We start from the raw sequence: 15,516 nt of genomic DNA, 5'->3' as shown, positions 1-15,516 counted from the left end.
TTGCTCCTCGTCATCGGTAGCGGGCTGGCGCCGCGCCAGGCGTGCCTGCAGGCAGGGGCACGCTCCTTCCAGGCTCCAGACCATCAGGCGAGGCAGACATCATGCAGAGTAGCGAAGCGGTGCTGACGCAGGCGCGCGCAGCATTGGCACATGTGCCTTATCAGGGTCACCATCTCCATCCCGAGATCCAGTTGCGGCTGTCCGACGGCGCGCTGATCCTGGAAGGCGAGGTGGCGGACATTGTCGACAAGACCCGCGCGGCCGCCATGGTGCGGCGGGTGGACGGCGTAACCAGCGTGATCGACCACCTGCGCGTGGCCGACGGCGGCACGCCCGTTGGTGACGGCGAGCTGCGCGACGCCGTATGCGAGCGCCTGCTCAACGCGATTGATTTCCGCAATTTCAAGATCTGCGCGAAGGTGAAGGGCCAGCTCGAGTCCATGCGTGAAGCCGTGGGCGAACGCAGTGGCTGGATCGAAGTGGCGGCCAGCAATGGCGTGGTCACGCTCAGCGGGCAGGTGATCAGTCTGTCGCATATGCGGCTGGCTGGCGTGCTGGCGTGGTGGTCCCGTGGTTGCCGCTGCGTGGTCAATGAACTGGTCGTGGCACCGGCCGAGACCGATCGGGACGATGAGATTACCGAGGCGCTGATGCTGGTGCTGGAGACCGACCCGTTCGTCGACGCGGGCCGCATTACGGTGCGCACGGAGAACCGCGTGGTGAAGCTGGAAGGCTACGCGGCGACCGACTACGCGCGCAAGCAGATCGAGCGCGATGCCTGGTACGTGCACGGCGTGGAGAACGTCGTCAACCACATCGCGCTGCGCAGCTGATCGGCGGGTTCCTGCTTTATCTCTGTCTTCGTGGGCGGTTCCGGTGCAAGGCCGGCTGCCCGCGCTTGCGTTCTCCGCAGAGGGCGGGCAGGCCGCGCCGCTATAACGGCGCAGGCTGCTTCGGGGCAGGCGCCTCCGGCACGGGCTTTTTCTCGCTGGAAGTCCCGCTATAGGCAAAGTACTTCGCCTTGGCCCCTTTCGCCCAGTACGCGACGGTGAACTGCTTGCCGTCGCGCGCATACAGCAACTCAAGGCTGCCGTTGGCCGCCGCCCATTCGGCATAGGCGTTCTCGGCATTGGCCTCGGTCTTGCGCTTCGACTCGTAGCGGGCGTTGAGCTTGCCGGTGACGTCCTCCAGCGCCGAGCGGTCGAACGTCAGGCTGATCAGTGCCACGGTGTCCTGCGCATCGCAGTTGACGATGGCGCGGCTCAGGCCTGGCAGGTTGAACCGTTCGAGATTCCGGATCTCGATGGCATCTCCGCCAGCCCATTGCGCTTTCCCTGTCGTCACGCGGTTCGGCCCGGGCGTCAGCCGCGCGCACCGGGTCTTGCCGAGCTCAAGGCCGAGCGGTGCGGCCAGGTTGCCTGGCGGCTCGGCGTAGGCGAGGGACGCAGAAAGCGCGGCGGCGAACAGGAAAGCCTTCTTCATCGGGGGAATGCTCCGGGCGAAATCTGGAGAGGTTTACGGCGCTTCTGTGCGGTCACTTGATAGCGGCACGCCTCAGGCCGTGGCTACCACGTTGATGCGCAGCGCTTCCCCGCCGGCTGCGATCGCCAGCAGGCGGTCGACATTCGGGTGCGCGCCGCGGCGGTTGCGGGCGTCGGCTGTGTGTTCGGCGAACAGCGCAAGGCCATGTTCGGCGGCCTTGGCATCCAGCGTGCCGAATACCTGTTGCAGGTAGTGATACACGGCCAGCGAGCCCTGCTTGCCCGGCTGGTTCTCGATGCTGGCCACCACCGCGCCGCTGCCATCGATCAGGTCGATGCGTGCGATACCGTCGATGGCGGGCAGTTGGGCGAGGTTGTCCTTGAATACAGGGGTGGGCTGGATCACTGAAGCACTCCGTTGGTTGGCAAAACGGGGCGTATCTTATCCGATCGCGGGTACGGTGCCGGGGTGAGGCTGCCAGAGCCTGCGGACTGCGGAGGCGAAAGGCGCGTTACTGCCGATGTTTAGCAGCGGGTGCGACCCGCTTGCGCGTTGCCGTCATGTGGTGGAAATACGCGAGAAGATCCTTCACTTCGGCATCCGGCAGCGTCCGCTTGTCGATCGACGGCATGCGAGCGTCCGGCCACCAGCGCAGCGACTGCGGGTTGCGGATCAGCCGCACGAGCTTGTCGTCACCCAGGTATTCGACGGGGCTGTATGGCATGTTCAGGTCCGGGCCAAGGTGGGAGTCGCCGCCGCCGTTCAGCGAATGGCAGGACAGGCAGACCCGCTGGAACGCGGCAAAGCCACGCATGACCGGGCCGTCGGAGGGATGGCCAGCGGCAGGCCGGATGACCGGATAGCGCTCGGCTGGCGAAGCGGTAATGTCGATGCGCTCGATGTTGTAGGTCCAGAAGCTCTCGGTGACCGTCCCGGCACGGCCGGCCGGCGCGGTCCAGACCAGCCGGAACGGCCCGATGCCCTGGCCCTTGAGCATTGGCCACGGCGCGGCGGGATTTTCCACTGCCAGCCACGCGCGCGGCTGTGCGTTGCCCTCGGCCAGCAGCAGGCGCATCGGCAAGTGCGACACATAGCCATCGGAAGCGGCCGTCGTGGCGCTGCCCTCGGGCGTTGCCGGCAGGCCGGCCAGCAGGGCAGCGAACGGGATCGCCTTCAAGGTCAGGCGCTGCTTCAGGTTCTCATCGTCAATGCTGATGTTGGTGAGGCGGGGATCATGCAGCAGCTGGTCGACGGTCCAGCTCCGCTGTTGCGTGCCGGCGGTAATGGTCAGCGTACCGGGGCCGCCTGCGATGGCCGGCGCCATGCTCAACGCCAAGGCAGCGGCGAAGCCAATCTTGCCCATCGTCCGTGCAATCCACGCGCTCATGCCTTGATCTCCTGCGTCGGGGCGATGTGTGGCCGGCATATTGGTGGGCCCCTGTCATCGCCGGACAAGGTTGCCCAGGGCCGGGCGGCGCTGAGCGGATCAGACTGTAACCTGCCTCGCGTGCAGACTCAATTGGTCAAAGTTGCGGCGCTGGGCCAAGAAGAAGGTTCTTGGCCGAATTGCGGGAGTGTGGGGAGGATTGGGTTGGTGTTCTTGGCAGGCGTGGCTGTTTCGCCGGCGTAGCCGGCGACCTACTTTTACCCGAGCGGCAAAAGTAGGCAAAAACGCGTTTTCGTGGTTGACGAACGGCTCGACGAGGTGAAGACGGTCCAGGGGCATAACCAGACTGCCTGCCGCGTAGATGATTAGGATGGGACAGGGCGTACGAACGAACCCGGATTACGGAGTGGTCCCTACTAACAGCGATATCGCGGGGACGCCTACGGCTGCGCTGCGCGCAGTCAGTAGTCGGGGCGCGAAGGTCTGGCCCGAGCCGCGCCGTAGTGACGAAGCGCTGGGCGCATGTGCCATGCGCGGGGTAAAGAAGAGGACATCGTGGTGCCGGCGAGACTGATGAGGTTGCCCGTCGACTTGGACGTGCGCGCAGCGCAGCCGTAGGCGTCCCACCACTGAGGCTATTGGAACGCTGTACCCGAGTCCAACTTGGGGATCGTACAAAAGTCGCTTAACGCCAGGCAGAGGTTCTGACTCACATGGCGTAGCAGGGTCGAACGGGCAACCAGGCATCGCGAGACCAAAGCCGCTCGAACCATAGAGGCGCACCGTTGATGGCCAGCCGCCAGGCGACGCGCTTTTCTGCCTACTCTTTTGTCGCTCGGACAAAAGAGTAGGTCGCCGGCTACGCCGGCGAAACAGCGGTGCCCGCCAAGCACGATAACCCAATCCTCCCCACAGCCCCCGCAATTCAGCGAAGGGCCAAAAAAAACAAAGACCGCCCATGGCAGGACGATCTTTGAAGAAGAGCCGGGCGCAAGGCGCCGGCCCGCGTGAAACGGAGAGCGCGAACTGGCGCCGGCTTCTCCGTTCCTGCCGCGCGGCTCAGTGCTGCAGGGCCGCGACTACTCCCCCCACATTGTTGATCGTATTCATCACGGTCTTCATGTCGACGTTGGTGCGGGTCGACGCATCGGCCTGCGTGACCGGTGCGAAGATCGTGTTCGGGCTGGCGAACGAAACACCTGCGCCATTGGCAATGGCGTTGACGCCGGAGTTCACGAAGACGCTGCCGCCGCGCACGGCGCCCATCTTGGCATGGTCGAGGTCTTGTTCGAGCGGCAGGTTCTGGATGGTCAAGGACATGATGGTCTCCTGGGTAGGCTGAATGAACGGAATGGATTGGATTAGTGCTGCAGGGCCTGGACGATGCCGCCGACGTTGTTGAGCATGTTGTTGACGGTCTTCACGTCGACATTGGTGCGGGTCGAGGCATCCACCTGCGTGACCGGGGCCACGATGGTGTTCGGGCTCGCGAACGAGACGCCCGCACCACCGGTGATGGCATTGATGCCGGAGTTCACGAAGACGCTGCCGCCGCGCACGGCGCTCATCTTGGTTTGGTCGAGGTCTTGTTCGAGCGGCAGGTTCTGGATGGTCAAGGACATGATGGTCTCCTGGGTAGGCTGGAATGAACTGGATGGGGTGGATCAGTGCTGCAGGGCTGCAACCATGCCGCCCAGGTTGTTGATGGTGTTCGTCACGCTCTTCATGTCGACGTTGGTGCGGGTCGAGGCATCGACTTGCGTGACCGGCGCGAAGATGGTGTTGGGGCTGTCGAACGAGACGCCGCTGCCACCGGTGATGGCGTTGATGCCGGAATTCACGAAGACGCTGCCGCCGCGCACGGCGCTCATCTTGGCGTGATCGAGGTCTTGTTCGACGGGCAGGTTCTGGATGGTCAGGGACATGATGGAACTCCTTGGGTGTGCTGGTTTGGCTTGGATCAGAGAGCATTTAGTGTTGCGCTCGCAGGTATATATGCATGGGATGTGCCAGCATCGGTCGGGAAACAGCCTGGCGATATCAACTCATTGAAAACAAAAGAGAAATCTGGAATCGCCAGATGCGGCGGGGAGTTGCATGGCCGGTGTACTGTCTGCGCAGGGCCGACACTGCATTGGCGGCATGTTTGCGGCGGGCAGACACCCGCGTGGCAGATGGCAAACGGCGCGCCCATCGCGCGGAACGATTTGCCATCGGCTGACACGAACCAGAACAGAACCATGGAATGCGTCGGTATTGCCCCTGGGGCGGAGGACACACATTTCATGGGGCGACCGACTGAAAGGAGGGCCGACATGAATGCAAAGTCAGAGCTTGTTCCCGCAATGGAACTGGCGCAACGCAACCGCATCCACTTTCCCAATGAAAGCGCCGAATACCGCCAGGCGCGCAATGCGCTGCTTGCGGAGGAGATCGACTTGCGTCGCCATATTGAACGCGTGGCCGAACAGCGGCGCAGGCTGCCGCCGGGCGGAGAGGTGACCAGACGCTATACGTTCCAGAGCGAGAACGGCCCGGTCACGCTTGCCGACCTTTTCGGCGACAAGGACACGCTGGTCATCTACAGCTACATGTTCGGGCCGCAGCGCGAAAGGCCTTGCCCGATGTGTACGTCGATCATGGCGTCGTGGGACCACAAGGTGCCCGATATCGAACAGCGTGTGGCGCTGGCAATGGTGGCCCGCTCGCCGATTGATCGGCTGGTTGCCGCCCGGCGGGCGCGCGGCTGGACGAAGCTGAAGGTCTACGCGGACGTCGACGGCGATTTCACACGCGACTATGTCAGTCCCGAAGATGCAGATACCCCGGGCTATACGGTCTTCACGCGCCGGGACGGCAAGATCCGGCATTTCTGGAGCGGCGAGTTGTTCGGCGTCCCGCCGGATCCCGGCCAGGACCCACGCGGTGCACCGGACCTGGATTCGCTGTGGAGCTTGCTGGACACTACGCCGGAAGGGCGCGGTACAGACTGGTATCCCAAGCTGGAGTACTAGTCCACAGAAACAAAGACCGCCCATGGAGGGCGGTCCTTGCAGGTGCCGGCGGCAACACGGGCTGAGCGGGCCCGCATACTCTGCGGCCGGGTGCAGCCTCGCACAACTCAGTGCTGCAGGGCTGCGACGATGCCACCGACATTGTTGATGGTGTTCGTCTTGGTCTTCAGGTCGACGTTGGTGCGGGTCGAGGCATCGACTTGCGTGACCGGCGCGAAGATGGTGTTGGGGCTGGCGAACGAGACGCCGCTGCCACCGGTGATGGCGTTGATGCCGGAGTTCACGAAGACGCTGCCGCCGCGCACGGCGCCCATCTTGGCATGGTCAAGGTCTTGTTCAAGCGGCAGGTTCTGGATGGTCAAGGACATGATGGTCTCCTGGGTAGGCTGAATGAACGGGATGGACGAACTGGATTAGTGCTGCGCGGCCTGCACGATGCCGCCGACGTTGTTGAGCAGGTTGCTGATGCTCGTCAGGTCGATGTTGGTGCGGGTCGAGGCATCGACCTGGGTGACCGGGGCGACGATGATGTTGGGGCTGGCGAAGGACACGCCCGAGCCGCCCATGATCGCGTTGATGCCGTTGTTCAGGAACAGGCTGCCGCCGCGTACGGCGCTCATGCGGGCGTGGTCGAGGTCTTGTTCGACGGGCAGGTTCTGGATGGTGAGGGACATGATGGAACTCCTTGGGTGTGCTGGTTTGGCTTGGGGTTGGAGAGCATTTAGTGTTGCGCTCGCAGGCATATACGCATAGGGTGTGCCAGCCCTGGTTCCAGCCGCTGGCGGCAGCATCAACCTATTGAAAATAAAGAATAAAAATCGTAAGTCGACCCTCCGCATCCGCAAACGGGCGAGGCTGACGTGTCTGCGGCAGGCAGACACATCCGGCCTCACCTGTCTGCCCGGTGATGACATCTCGGGCGGGGCATGTCCGTGCATACCCACATTGACGTCGAATTTCGACTGCGTAAAATCCAATTCACAACTATGAATATCGAACAGTGCAGGCCCTATGCGGCCGCACCCGGTCAACGCAGTACTGGAGACACCTTATGAAGCTGAATTTCCGTCGCCGCCTGATGCTCTGCGCAGCCGTGCTGGGCGTCATGCCCGCACTGGCCTGGAGCGACACCTATCCCAGCAAGCCAATCCGGATGGTGGTGCCATTTGCCCCGGGCGGCGCTACCGATGTGGTGGCACGCCTGATCTCGCAGAAGCTTGGCGAGGCGCTCAAGCAATCGGTGGTGGTGGAGAACCGGCCCGGCGCCAACGGCATCATCGGTACCGATGTCGTCGCGCGCGCGGCACCGGACGGCTATACCTTGCTGCTCAACACGGCTGGCGCGCAGACGCTCAGCCCGCTGATCTACAAGGCCAGCTATGACCCGTTGAAGAGCTTCGAGCCGATTTCGCTGATCAGCAATATCGGCTTCGTGATGGTGGTGCATCCGTCCGTGCCGGCCAAGACCGTGCAGGAGTTCGTGGCGCTGGCCAAGTCCAAGACCAAGCCGCTGAGCCTGTCGGCGGGCAGCAGCATGATCGAGCTGATCGGCGCCAGCTTCAAGGCGACAGCCGGTACGCCCGATATCGTGAGCGTGTCCTACCGCGGCACTGGCCCGCAGATGCAGGCCGTAGTGGCCGGTGAAGTGGACATGACCATCGACCCGTTCAACTCGATGGCCATGATCAAGGCCGGCAAGCTGCGCCCGCTCGCGGTGCTGTCGGACAAGCGTTCACCCGCCCTGCCGGACGTACCGACCATGCAGGAGGCCGGCTATAGCGGCCTGGAATTCGGTTCGTGGGCCGGCTTGCTCGCCCCGGCGGGAACGCCGAAGGAAATCATCACTCGGCTGAGCAAGGAAGTGACCCGTATCGTGGCGCTGCCGGAGATCCGGGAAAAGCTGACCGCGATCGACTACGAGGCCGTGGGCAGCACGCCGGAGCAGTTCGCCAAGACCATTGCCGATGACACTGCGCGGTGGAAGAGGATCGTGAAGGAAACGAACTACAAGGCTGGGTCGTAAGGCCTGGCGCGCCCCGATCTTGTACCTGACCGAGTCTTAAGGCTCACACCTGACGCCGGCGACCCGGCGCCAGGTGGTCTACCGCACGCAAGCTGCAATGCCAGCTTGGGCGCCGGTGCCGCATCGACTAACGTTGAAAGCCCGCATCGCCGAGTCGAGGGCTGACGATGAAGAGACTCAATGGACGCATGACCCCGCTGATTGCGGCAGGGCTGCTGGCCTTGTCTGCAGGGAAGGGTGCGCACGCATCGGACATTGCCTGCACCACGCCTGTTGGCGGTTCGCCGGCCCGTTGCGAGGAGCCTTACGGCAGTGGTGTGGGATGCGAACCGCGGTCGGGCGCACGCAAGGAACACCTGATCTGCGAGTACACCATGCTGTCGCAGCGCTATGAGCGCATCTATGCCGAGCAGCAGAGGATGCTGCGCAAGGGCACCATGCAGGCCGCCGACATCGCTGCCTGGCGCGCCAGGCGGGACGCCTGTGATTCCGTGCGATGCCTGGACAGTGTCTTCCATCTGTTCTGGCGGCAGCGCGACGCCATGCAGAAAGCGCCGGGCAAGCAGACCCTGGCTCGACAGGGGGCGGCGGACAGTCCGGGGGCGGCAAGCCATGAGGCGGTGCCCAGGCCGCCCAAGCCAGGGAAGGCCGCATCGCGCGATACGCCGGCTGCCGCGTCGGGTCCGGCGGCCATAGATCCCATGATATCTGCGACATCCGGGTTGGAAGACGTGCCTGAAAAGAAAGCCGGCGCGTTGCCTGTATCCACGGCAACGCGCCAGCCGCGCGCGAAGCCCAGGCCGGTGCCACTGATCCTGGAAAGCCTGGTATCAGGGCTTGCTGTACTGGGTGTGGGGGCGGGACTCGTATGGAATCGCAGGCGTGCGGTTCCTCCGGAGGGCGAGGAGGCGGTGCGCCCGGCGATCCCGCCGGTCATGATGATCGCGTATGGCCTGCTTCTCGTGAATGTTCTGCTGTTGCCTTTCACGCTCGGCCTGCGGTAGAGCGCGCGCCGGCCTTATGGCCAATCCCGAACCCGCCTGCGGGGCAGACCAAGCGGTGCCATCGCAAGCGGAACTGATCGAGCCGGTGGCCAGCGCAATCAGTTTGCCGAGCTTGGGGCTGCTGCGTACGCCAGCCATTTCCGCGAGGATGAGGCCGATCGCGATGTTGACCAAAAGCTGGGCGCGGGCGGCTTCCGCCGAGCCCGTGGCGACGAGCGAGCGTGCCATGGAACCTGGGTCGAAATGGTCGCCGTAATATGGCAGTACGCATTGCAGGTTGTCCAAGACACGGCGGGCAGTTGCTCCGGCGCGTCCGGTCTTCGCTCGTAGCACCGTGCCCGGCGCTCAGGGCGATGCATGTCCTGCTACAGTGGCAGTTGCGGCCACGACCGCGGCAGCCGCCAACACTGCGGCTACGACAGACAATTTCCGGGGGATACCGTAGATGAACCGCAAAGGCTTGCTTGATGCCGCCGATTCCCTTGATGAACTGGCCGCCGGCAGGCAACCCGAGCCGGCCAAGGTAGCCGCCGGCGCCGCAGCGCTGGAGCGTGTGCATGCAGACTTTCCCGGCTGGCGCGACGTCGGCGATGCGTTCTTTGGTCTCAAGGCGCTCGCTGGCGGCAGCGCCATGGACCTGGATGCCAACGGGCGCCAGCGGGCCGGGCGGCTTGCCGATATCGTGCGTAGCCTGCTCGACCAGATCTGACGCCGACGGCAAATATCACGATGCCTGACCGGGCGTCATCCGGTACGCAGCGCATTGCCCGGTCCGAAGCCGGATTCGCGGGACAGCATTAAGCAGGTGCAACAAGCCAGGGTGACCGTGGATGGCTGAGGCATGTTGTGGCTACGCGACGGAGGCGTCTCGCGTTGCAGCATTTTATTGGTAAGAAAATGTTAATACATGACGCATGAAGCACAAAATCCCATTCCACGCAGCAGGGTGCTGGTAACTACCTAGGGATCGACTTAGAGGATTTCTTCTAATCTTTCCATCTTGGTGTGGCGCGGCTCTGGCCGACGCGCCGCAATCAAGGAAACCAACCTCGGTCAGAACGTCATGGCGGCACATGACGCCCTTCTGGCCGGTCGATCCCAAGGAGAATCCACGCATGTCCGCCTTTACTTCCGATCAGTTCGCGGCGCTCCACAAGACCAACCTGGCCAATCTGGCCATGCTGTCGAAGTCAACCATTGACGGGTTCCAGAAACTGACGGAACTGAATCTGCAGACCGCCAAGTCGGCGCTGACCGAAGGCCAGGAGAGCCTGGCAGCCGTGCTGGGCGGCAAGGACCTGAGAGAGGTTCTGGCCGCGCAAGGCAACCTGGCCCAGCCCGCAGCCGAGAAGGCCATTTCGTATGCGCGCCAGGTGTGCGAGATCGCCTCGCAGGCGCAGGCGGAACTCGCCCGCGCGGTGGAAGAGCAATACGAACAGCATCACCGCAACCTGCAAGCCTTCGTCGATACCTTCGTGAAGAACGCGCCGGCCGGGTCCGAAGCTATTTCCGCATTGCTGCAGTCGACCGTCGACGCCGCAGGCAACACCTACCGCTCGGCTCAGGCAGTCTCGAAGCAGATGACCGAGTTCGCCCGCGGCAACATTGCCGCCGGCACTGCCGCCGCAGCTGCGGCTGGCAAGGCGGCTTCCGCCAAGGCCTGACCTGTCGCCGGCATGGCCGGCGACATTGTGACAGGGCAGGCCGGCACCGGCTGGCCTGCCTGGTATGACTCCCGCCTGGCACGCTATCGCGTTGCCCCCGGCCACGGGATTGCGCCGCAAGGTGACAGTGGCCAGCCGCCAACAGCGGCGAATCAAGATCTCCTGCCATCCGATACGAATTCCGCCACTAGCCGTGAAGCGGCGTTCTCCTTGCCGACTGCGTTGCCGGTCGGCCCGCGGCACAGGCCCAGGGACCGTCGCAGAGCGAAAACTTTCAGATCATCGTCGCGAACATTCACTACGGCTTCGTCACGCGTTGCCATAAATTCACAGGAGACATTGCGCCGACAGGTGCACTTGGCTGCGCTTGCTGGCTTGCCGTCGACCAGGCTTGACGCAAGTGGCTGCGGCCTGCGTTGTTAAGGGGCATGCGGTGCCCTGGCGCAAGTGCATGGGGGAGGCGTGCAATGACCTGTATTCAGTCCGCCCGGTAGGGGTAAGGAGAACAAGCGATGAAACTGAGAACGCTCTTCGTCCAGGTATCCCTCGCGGGCCTTGCGGCCTGCAGCAGTGCGCCGCCAACCGCCTCCGGTTCGGCGGCGAGCCCGTCAGCGGGAACTCCCGCCCCTGCTCCCGCACCGGTGTCGGCGGGCAGTGCACAACCGGCCGCCAACGCTGTTGACCCGGCAGCCATCCAGGCTCTGAATAACATGGGCAAGTATCTGCAGACGCTCCGGCAGTTCGAGGTCGTCATCGACCTGTCCGGCGAGCGGGTGCTGGCCGATGGGCAGAAGCTGCAGCACACCGCCACAGCCGACCTCGACATCGCGCGGCCGAACAAGCTGCGAGCCCGGATGCGCAGCGCACGTTCCCAGCGCGACCTGATCTACGACGGCACGACCGTGACGCTCTATACGCCGGCGCAGAAGTCTTACTCCAAGGCACCATTTAACGAAAACCTCGGCGCGCTCACCGAGCGCCTGCGGGCGCGGTTCGGCGTCGAGATCCCGTCGGCCGACCTGTTCCTGTGGGGCACCGACGCCGCCCCGCTCGACGATATGCAGTCGGCCATGAACGCCGGCCAGGACATCATCGGCGGCGCGATCTGCGATCACTACGCGTTCCGCCAGGGCCAGATCGACTGGCAGATCTGGATTGAGTCCGGCAGCCGGCCGCTGCCGCGCAAGCTCGTGATCACCAATCGCGCCGACGAGGCGCGGCCGCAGTCGGTCACGCTCTACAAGTGGAACCTGAATCCGAAGTTCGGCAGTTCCGCCTTCGCGTTCAAGCCGCCGCAGGGGGCCAAGCAGGCCGAGTTCATCCCCCTCAAGTCCCAGTAAAGGTAAAGGAGCGACGCCATGAGACACGCATTCGGAAAGCGGTTTGCCGCGGGCATGGCCGTGCTGGGCCTCGCGGCTGCGGGGTGGACGCCGACGGCTGAGGCAATCGGCGGCGGACGTGGCGGCGGCGCCCATGCAGGTGGCGGGGCGCGCGCGGGTGGAGGCGGTGGTGGAGGTGGCGCCCGGCAAGTGGACAACCAGCGCGCCGACGCACGGACCAATAACGTGCGGAGCACGAGCGTCAACAATGTCAATCGGAATGTCAATGTGAATTCCAGCCGCAACGTCAACGTCAACGTCGAGTCCCACGGCGGCTGCTGCGGTTGGGACAACGACTACCACCCGGTGGCGACGGCCGCCGCCGTCACCGCCACGGTCGCCGTGACTTCGGCGGTGATCGGCTCCATGGTCCGCACGGTGCCGCCGGGCTGCGTGCCGGTCAACTACGCGGGCATGGTCTACCAGCAGTGTGGCAGCACGTGGTATCAGCCGCAGGGATCGCAATACGTCGTGGTGAATCCTCCGTATTGAGGGGGCGAAGGTGCCGGCGCGCTGTGAACGGCTTATGCCGAGACCAGCGCGCAGAAGCGCTCCAGGTCGATATTGCCGCCGCTGATCAGGATGCCGACCCGCTTGCCCTTGAGCGCGTCCTTCCTCTGCAAGGCAGCGGCGAGGCTCAGGCAGCCAGTGGGCTCGACGATCATCTTCATGCGCGACGCGTAGAACTTCATCGTCTCGACGAGCTGGGCATCCGTCGCGGTCAGGATATCGTCGACATCGCGCTTGATGATCGCAAACGTGTATTGGCCCAGATGCTGGGTCTGCGCGCCATCCGCAATGGTCTTCGGGGTGTCGATGTGCACGATCGAACCGCTGCGGAACGATTGCTGGCCGTCGTTGCCCGCTTCGGGCTCCACGCCATAGAGCTTGCATTGCGGCGCCAGCGCGCGCGTCGACAGCGCCGTGCCGGACAGCAGGCCACCGCCGCCGAGCGGGCAGAACAGGGCGTCCAGCGCGCCGACTTCTTCGAACAGTTCCCGGGCCGCCGTGCCTTGTCCGGCCAGGACGTCCGGATGGTCATACGGCGGAATCAGCGTGAATCCGTGCTCGTCGGCCAGGCGGCGGCCGATGGCCTCGCGGTCTTCGGTGTAGCGATCGTAGATCACCACGTTGGCGCCATAGCCCTTGGTGGCCGCGACCTTTGCTTCCGGCGCATCGTGCGGCATCACGATCGTGGCGGGAATGCCCAGCAGCCTGGCCGACAGCGCGATGCCTTGCGCATGGTTGCCCGACGAAAACGCGACCACTCCCGCACGGCGTTGTTCGGGGCTGAACTTCGACAGCGCGTTGTAGGCGCCGCGAAACTTGAAGGCGCCCATGCGCTGGAAGTTCTCGCACTTGATGAACACCTCCGCGCCGAGGATGTCGTTGAGCGTGCGCGAGGTATTGACCGGCGTGCGATGCGCGATGCCTTCCAGTCGTTTGGCAGCGGCCTCGACGTCTGCGTAGGTGGGGAGATCCAGGGTGGTCATAAAAATGTCCATTCAGCGGGTGATTACGTTTGGCGCCAGCAGGCCAGTATTTGAACAGTATGTCCGATAGTCGTGCTGAACGTGCTCGAACAGTTCTTCGCGCCTGAGCCGGTTGCCGCCTTGCGTCGACATGCGTGCAGCCATGCGGGAGCGGTATCGCATGCTAGGATGAGCCCTTCCGCAGCCGCCGCCCCATCGGCCCATGACTACCCTTTACGCAACCCTCGGCGTCGAATCGGACGCTACCCTGGACGAGATCAAGCGCGCCTACCGCCGTGCCGCCATGAAGTGGCACCCCGACCGCAATCCTGGCCGTGAGGCCGAGGCGCATGCGGCATTCCAGGAGATCCGCGACGCCTACGCCATCCTGTCCGATACCGGGCAGCGCCGGATTTACGACGAGGTATTCGAGCAGGAAATGCGCCGCTGGCAGGCCGAGCACGCGGCGCAGGAAGAGCAGGAGCGCGCGGCACAGCGCGAAGCCCAGCGCGTCGCGCAGGAACATTACGAGAAGATGGTCGCCGTTGCGATGCGCTTTGCCGATGACGGCCACAATCGCGACGTCCTCTTCGGCGTGCTGCTCGGCCACGATTGCGAGGCCGAACTGGCCGCGCGCATCGCCGACAGCGTATGGGCCCTGCAGGAGTCGCGCAGGGCACATGCGCAGGCCGCGCAAGCGCCCGAGCCCGATGCTGCGGCAGAGGAGCCTGCCGCCGCCGCGGCGCCACATGCCGATGACGCCAGGCAAACCAACCGTCACCCGGGCGCGTTCGAATCGTTCTGGCAAGGCTTGTTCGGCATCCGTACCTAGCCGCCAGCTTTCCGGAACGGCGTTCCGGACGTTTCCCTGCGCATTTCACCAGCCTGTTCAAGGATGACCGATGAATATTGGAATCCTCCTCGCACACCCCTGGTTTGGTACATGGGCAGCGGCCGTGGCCGCTGTGTTCGTCGCGCTGATTGCGCATCGCCTGGGCGGGCTGGTACTGCTGCGCCTGACCCGGCCCGCGCCAGTGCTGCATGCGATCGTCAGAAAAGCCCGCGCCCCGTCGAGCGTCGTGCTGCCGTTGCTCGCGTTGCAGACGGTGTGGCAGGCGGCGCCCGACGAACTGCGTTGGATCGGCAACGTGCGCCATCTCAACGGCCTGTTGATGATCGCGGCGGCAACGTGGCTGGTGGTCCGGATCATCTCCGGCTTTGCGCAAGGCGTCATGGACCGGCACCCGGTCGACGTGGCGGACAATATGGGAGCGCGCCGCATCCACACGCAGACGCGCGTGCTTTCGCGCATTGCGATGACGCTGGCCACGATCATGGGCGCCGCCATGCTGCTCATGACCTTTCCGGGCGCGCGGCAGGTGGGCGCGAGCCTGCTCGCCTCGGCCGGCGTGGTCGGCCTGATTGCCGGCTTCGCCGCCAAGCCAGTATTCAGCAACATGATTGCCGGACTGCAGCTCGCGCTGACCCAGCCGATCCGGCTCGACGATGTCCTGATTGTCGAAGGCGAGTGGGGGCGGGTGGAGGAAATCTCTGGCACGTACGTCGTGATGCGGCTATGGGATGAACGCCGCCTGATCATCCCGTTGCAGTACTTCATCGAGAAGCCGTTCCAGAACTGGACGCGCAACAGTGCGCAGATCATGGGCTCGGTGTTCTTCCACGTGGATTACGGCATGCCGCTGGCGCCGCTGCGCAAGGAACTGGAGAGGGTCGTGCACGCAGCGCCCGAATGGGACCAGCGCTTCTTCAATCTCGTGGTCACCGATGCCACCGAGCGCACCATGCAGCTTCGCGTGTTGTGCACCGCGGCTTCCTCCGGCCTGGCATGGGACCTGCGTTGCAGGATCCGCGAGGCTCTGATCGACTTCATGCAGCGCGAATTCCCACAGCATCTGCCACGGCTGCGCTTCGAGCGCGATGCGGAGGCGCAGCACGCCACGCCGACTCCCGCTTTCAGCGCTCAGGATTACCCACAAAGTGAAGACGAATGCTATTCGTTTTGGCGGAATAGCCGATACATCTTTGAGACCTCGTGCAGCACGAGAAAGCCGCGCCACAACACGGTTGGGC

Annotated in this window: 19 protein-coding genes; 10 read left to right on the top strand and 9 right to left on the bottom strand. The window is 64.2% G+C overall.

The window, feature by feature from the left end; all coding sequences use genetic code 11:
* Window positions 1-101 precede the first annotated feature (101 nt).
* A complete protein-coding gene (locus LDO29_RS03875) occupies window positions 102-833 on the top strand; it encodes a BON domain-containing protein (RefSeq protein ID WP_224078477.1) in 732 nt (243 codons plus the stop codon).
* A 100-nt stretch (window positions 834-933) separates the two neighbouring features.
* Here LDO29_RS03875 and LDO29_RS03870 read toward each other — a convergent pair whose 3' ends face one another.
* The 6 genes from LDO29_RS03870 to LDO29_RS03845 all read right to left on the bottom strand — a co-directional run bounded on the left by LDO29_RS03870 (window position 934) and on the right by LDO29_RS03845 (window position 4,794).
* Window positions 934-1,482 (bottom strand): hypothetical protein, encoded by a 549-nt coding sequence (locus LDO29_RS03870; RefSeq protein WP_224078476.1) that lies wholly within the window; start codon window positions 1,480-1,482, stop codon window positions 934-936.
* Between the two features lie 72 nt (window positions 1,483-1,554).
* The gene (locus LDO29_RS03865; protein WP_224078475.1) at window positions 1,555-1,887 is read right to left on the bottom strand and encodes a DUF2322 family protein; all 333 of its coding nucleotides are present in this window, start codon (window positions 1,885-1,887) and stop codon (window positions 1,555-1,557) included.
* A 106-nt stretch (window positions 1,888-1,993) separates the two neighbouring features.
* On the bottom strand, window positions 1,994-2,869 hold the full coding sequence (locus tag LDO29_RS03860; RefSeq protein ID WP_224078474.1) for a c-type cytochrome: 876 nt from the start codon (window positions 2,867-2,869) through the stop codon (window positions 1,994-1,996).
* Between the two features lie 1,059 nt (window positions 2,870-3,928).
* Window positions 3,929-4,189 carry a hypothetical protein gene (locus LDO29_RS03855; RefSeq protein ID WP_224078473.1) on the bottom strand — a complete coding sequence of 87 codons (261 nt, stop codon included), beginning with the start codon at window positions 4,187-4,189 and terminating at the stop codon, window positions 3,929-3,931.
* 41 nt (window positions 4,190-4,230) lie between these two features.
* Window positions 4,231-4,491, bottom strand: a complete 261-nt coding sequence (locus LDO29_RS03850; protein ID WP_224078472.1) for a hypothetical protein — start codon at window positions 4,489-4,491, stop codon at window positions 4,231-4,233.
* Window positions 4,492-4,533: 42 nt separating this feature from the next.
* Window positions 4,534-4,794, bottom strand: coding sequence for a hypothetical protein (locus LDO29_RS03845; protein WP_224078471.1), 261 nt, complete (start codon window positions 4,792-4,794; stop codon window positions 4,534-4,536).
* A gap of 390 nt (window positions 4,795-5,184) precedes the next feature.
* On the opposite strand from LDO29_RS03845, the gene LDO29_RS03840 reads away from it, so the two are divergent.
* The gene (locus LDO29_RS03840; RefSeq protein WP_224078470.1) at window positions 5,185-5,883 is read left to right on the top strand and encodes a DUF899 family protein; all 699 of its coding nucleotides are present in this window, start codon (window positions 5,185-5,187) and stop codon (window positions 5,881-5,883) included.
* Between the two features lie 107 nt (window positions 5,884-5,990).
* Here LDO29_RS03840 and LDO29_RS03835 read toward each other — a convergent pair whose 3' ends face one another.
* Window positions 5,991-6,251 (bottom strand): hypothetical protein, encoded by a 261-nt coding sequence (locus tag LDO29_RS03835; protein ID WP_224078469.1) that lies wholly within the window; start codon window positions 6,249-6,251, stop codon window positions 5,991-5,993.
* A gap of 45 nt (window positions 6,252-6,296) precedes the next feature.
* Window positions 6,297-6,557 (bottom strand): hypothetical protein, encoded by a 261-nt coding sequence (locus LDO29_RS03830; protein WP_224078468.1) that lies wholly within the window; start codon window positions 6,555-6,557, stop codon window positions 6,297-6,299.
* A gap of 377 nt (window positions 6,558-6,934) precedes the next feature.
* On the opposite strand from LDO29_RS03830, the gene LDO29_RS03825 reads away from it, so the two are divergent.
* The 6 genes from LDO29_RS03825 (at window position 6,935) to LDO29_RS03800 (ending at window position 12,445) form a co-directional block, all read left to right on the top strand.
* On the top strand, window positions 6,935-7,906 hold the full coding sequence (locus tag LDO29_RS03825) for a Bug family tripartite tricarboxylate transporter substrate binding protein (RefSeq protein WP_224078467.1): 972 nt from the start codon (window positions 6,935-6,937) through the stop codon (window positions 7,904-7,906).
* A gap of 167 nt (window positions 7,907-8,073) precedes the next feature.
* Complete coding sequence (locus LDO29_RS03820; RefSeq protein WP_224078466.1) at window positions 8,074-8,910, top strand: GntR family transcriptional regulator; 837 nt, start codon at window positions 8,074-8,076, stop codon at window positions 8,908-8,910.
* Between the two features lie 445 nt (window positions 8,911-9,355).
* Entirely contained in the window at window positions 9,356-9,619 is a 264-nt protein-coding gene (locus LDO29_RS03815; RefSeq protein WP_224078465.1) for a hypothetical protein, read from the top strand.
* Window positions 9,620-10,025: 406 nt separating this feature from the next.
* Window positions 10,026-10,574 carry a TIGR01841 family phasin gene (gene phaP / locus LDO29_RS03810; RefSeq protein WP_224078464.1) on the top strand — a complete coding sequence of 183 codons (549 nt, stop codon included), beginning with the start codon at window positions 10,026-10,028 and terminating at the stop codon, window positions 10,572-10,574.
* Window positions 10,575-11,086: 512 nt separating this feature from the next.
* On the top strand, window positions 11,087-11,914 hold the full coding sequence (locus tag LDO29_RS03805; RefSeq protein WP_224078463.1) for a DUF2092 domain-containing protein: 828 nt from the start codon (window positions 11,087-11,089) through the stop codon (window positions 11,912-11,914).
* 18 nt (window positions 11,915-11,932) lie between these two features.
* The gene (locus tag LDO29_RS03800) at window positions 11,933-12,445 is read left to right on the top strand and encodes a hypothetical protein (protein WP_224078462.1); all 513 of its coding nucleotides are present in this window, start codon (window positions 11,933-11,935) and stop codon (window positions 12,443-12,445) included.
* Window positions 12,446-12,477: 32 nt separating this feature from the next.
* Here LDO29_RS03800 and LDO29_RS03795 read toward each other — a convergent pair whose 3' ends face one another.
* On the bottom strand, window positions 12,478-13,446 hold the full coding sequence (locus LDO29_RS03795) for a threo-3-hydroxy-L-aspartate ammonia-lyase (RefSeq protein ID WP_224078461.1): 969 nt from the start codon (window positions 13,444-13,446) through the stop codon (window positions 12,478-12,480).
* 202 nt (window positions 13,447-13,648) lie between these two features.
* On the opposite strand from LDO29_RS03795, the gene LDO29_RS03790 reads away from it, so the two are divergent.
* Both LDO29_RS03790 and LDO29_RS03785 read left to right on the top strand, forming a co-directional pair.
* Entirely contained in the window at window positions 13,649-14,257 is a 609-nt protein-coding gene (locus tag LDO29_RS03790) for a J domain-containing protein (protein WP_224078460.1), read from the top strand.
* Window positions 14,258-14,327: 70 nt separating this feature from the next.
* Window positions 14,328-15,516, top strand: a 1,189-nt coding sequence (locus LDO29_RS03785; RefSeq protein WP_224078459.1) for a mechanosensitive ion channel family protein, incomplete at its 3' end; no start/stop codon positions are given.

It is taken from the genome of Cupriavidus laharis, from assembly GCF_914271435.1.
In the GTDB taxonomy this organism is placed as follows: Bacteria; Pseudomonadota; Gammaproteobacteria; order Burkholderiales; family Burkholderiaceae; genus Cupriavidus; species Cupriavidus laharis.
This window is presented reverse-complemented; position numbering and strand designations above follow the sequence as displayed.

What these genes read in the sequence shown, in the direction of transcription:
- LDO29_RS03790 (WP_224078460.1), top strand. Translation starts at nt 13,649, where the DNA reads ATGACTACCCTTTACGCAACCCTCGGCGTCGAATCGGACGCTACCCTG.
- LDO29_RS03870 (WP_224078476.1), bottom strand. Translation starts at nt 1,482, where the DNA reads ATGAAGAAGGCTTTCCTGTTCGCCGCCGCGCTTTCTGCGTCCCTCGCC.
- LDO29_RS03795 (WP_224078461.1), bottom strand. Translation starts at nt 13,446, where the DNA reads ATGACCACCCTGGATCTCCCCACCTACGCAGACGTCGAGGCCGCTGCC.
- LDO29_RS03845 (WP_224078471.1), bottom strand. Translation starts at nt 4,794, where the DNA reads ATGTCCCTGACCATCCAGAACCTGCCCGTCGAACAAGACCTCGATCAC.
- LDO29_RS03855 (WP_224078473.1), bottom strand. Translation starts at nt 4,189, where the DNA reads ATGTCCTTGACCATCCAGAACCTGCCGCTCGAACAAGACCTCGACCAT.
- LDO29_RS03805 (WP_224078463.1), top strand. Translation starts at nt 11,087, where the DNA reads ATGAAACTGAGAACGCTCTTCGTCCAGGTATCCCTCGCGGGCCTTGCG.
- LDO29_RS03850 (WP_224078472.1), bottom strand. Translation starts at nt 4,491, where the DNA reads ATGTCCTTGACCATCCAGAACCTGCCGCTCGAACAAGACCTCGACCAA.
- LDO29_RS03875 (WP_224078477.1), top strand. Translation starts at nt 102, where the DNA reads ATGCAGAGTAGCGAAGCGGTGCTGACGCAGGCGCGCGCAGCATTGGCA.
- LDO29_RS03830 (WP_224078468.1), bottom strand. Translation starts at nt 6,557, where the DNA reads ATGTCCCTCACCATCCAGAACCTGCCCGTCGAACAAGACCTCGACCAC.
- LDO29_RS03840 (WP_224078470.1), top strand. Translation starts at nt 5,185, where the DNA reads ATGAATGCAAAGTCAGAGCTTGTTCCCGCAATGGAACTGGCGCAACGC.
- LDO29_RS03835 (WP_224078469.1), bottom strand. Translation starts at nt 6,251, where the DNA reads ATGTCCTTGACCATCCAGAACCTGCCGCTTGAACAAGACCTTGACCAT.
- LDO29_RS03860 (WP_224078474.1), bottom strand. Translation starts at nt 2,869, where the DNA reads ATGAGCGCGTGGATTGCACGGACGATGGGCAAGATTGGCTTCGCCGCT.
- LDO29_RS03815 (WP_224078465.1), top strand. Translation starts at nt 9,356, where the DNA reads ATGAACCGCAAAGGCTTGCTTGATGCCGCCGATTCCCTTGATGAACTG.
- LDO29_RS03825 (WP_224078467.1), top strand. Translation starts at nt 6,935, where the DNA reads ATGAAGCTGAATTTCCGTCGCCGCCTGATGCTCTGCGCAGCCGTGCTG.
- LDO29_RS03800 (WP_224078462.1), top strand. Translation starts at nt 11,933, where the DNA reads ATGAGACACGCATTCGGAAAGCGGTTTGCCGCGGGCATGGCCGTGCTG.
- phaP (WP_224078464.1), top strand. Translation starts at nt 10,026, where the DNA reads ATGTCCGCCTTTACTTCCGATCAGTTCGCGGCGCTCCACAAGACCAAC.
- LDO29_RS03820 (WP_224078466.1), top strand. Translation starts at nt 8,074, where the DNA reads ATGAAGAGACTCAATGGACGCATGACCCCGCTGATTGCGGCAGGGCTG.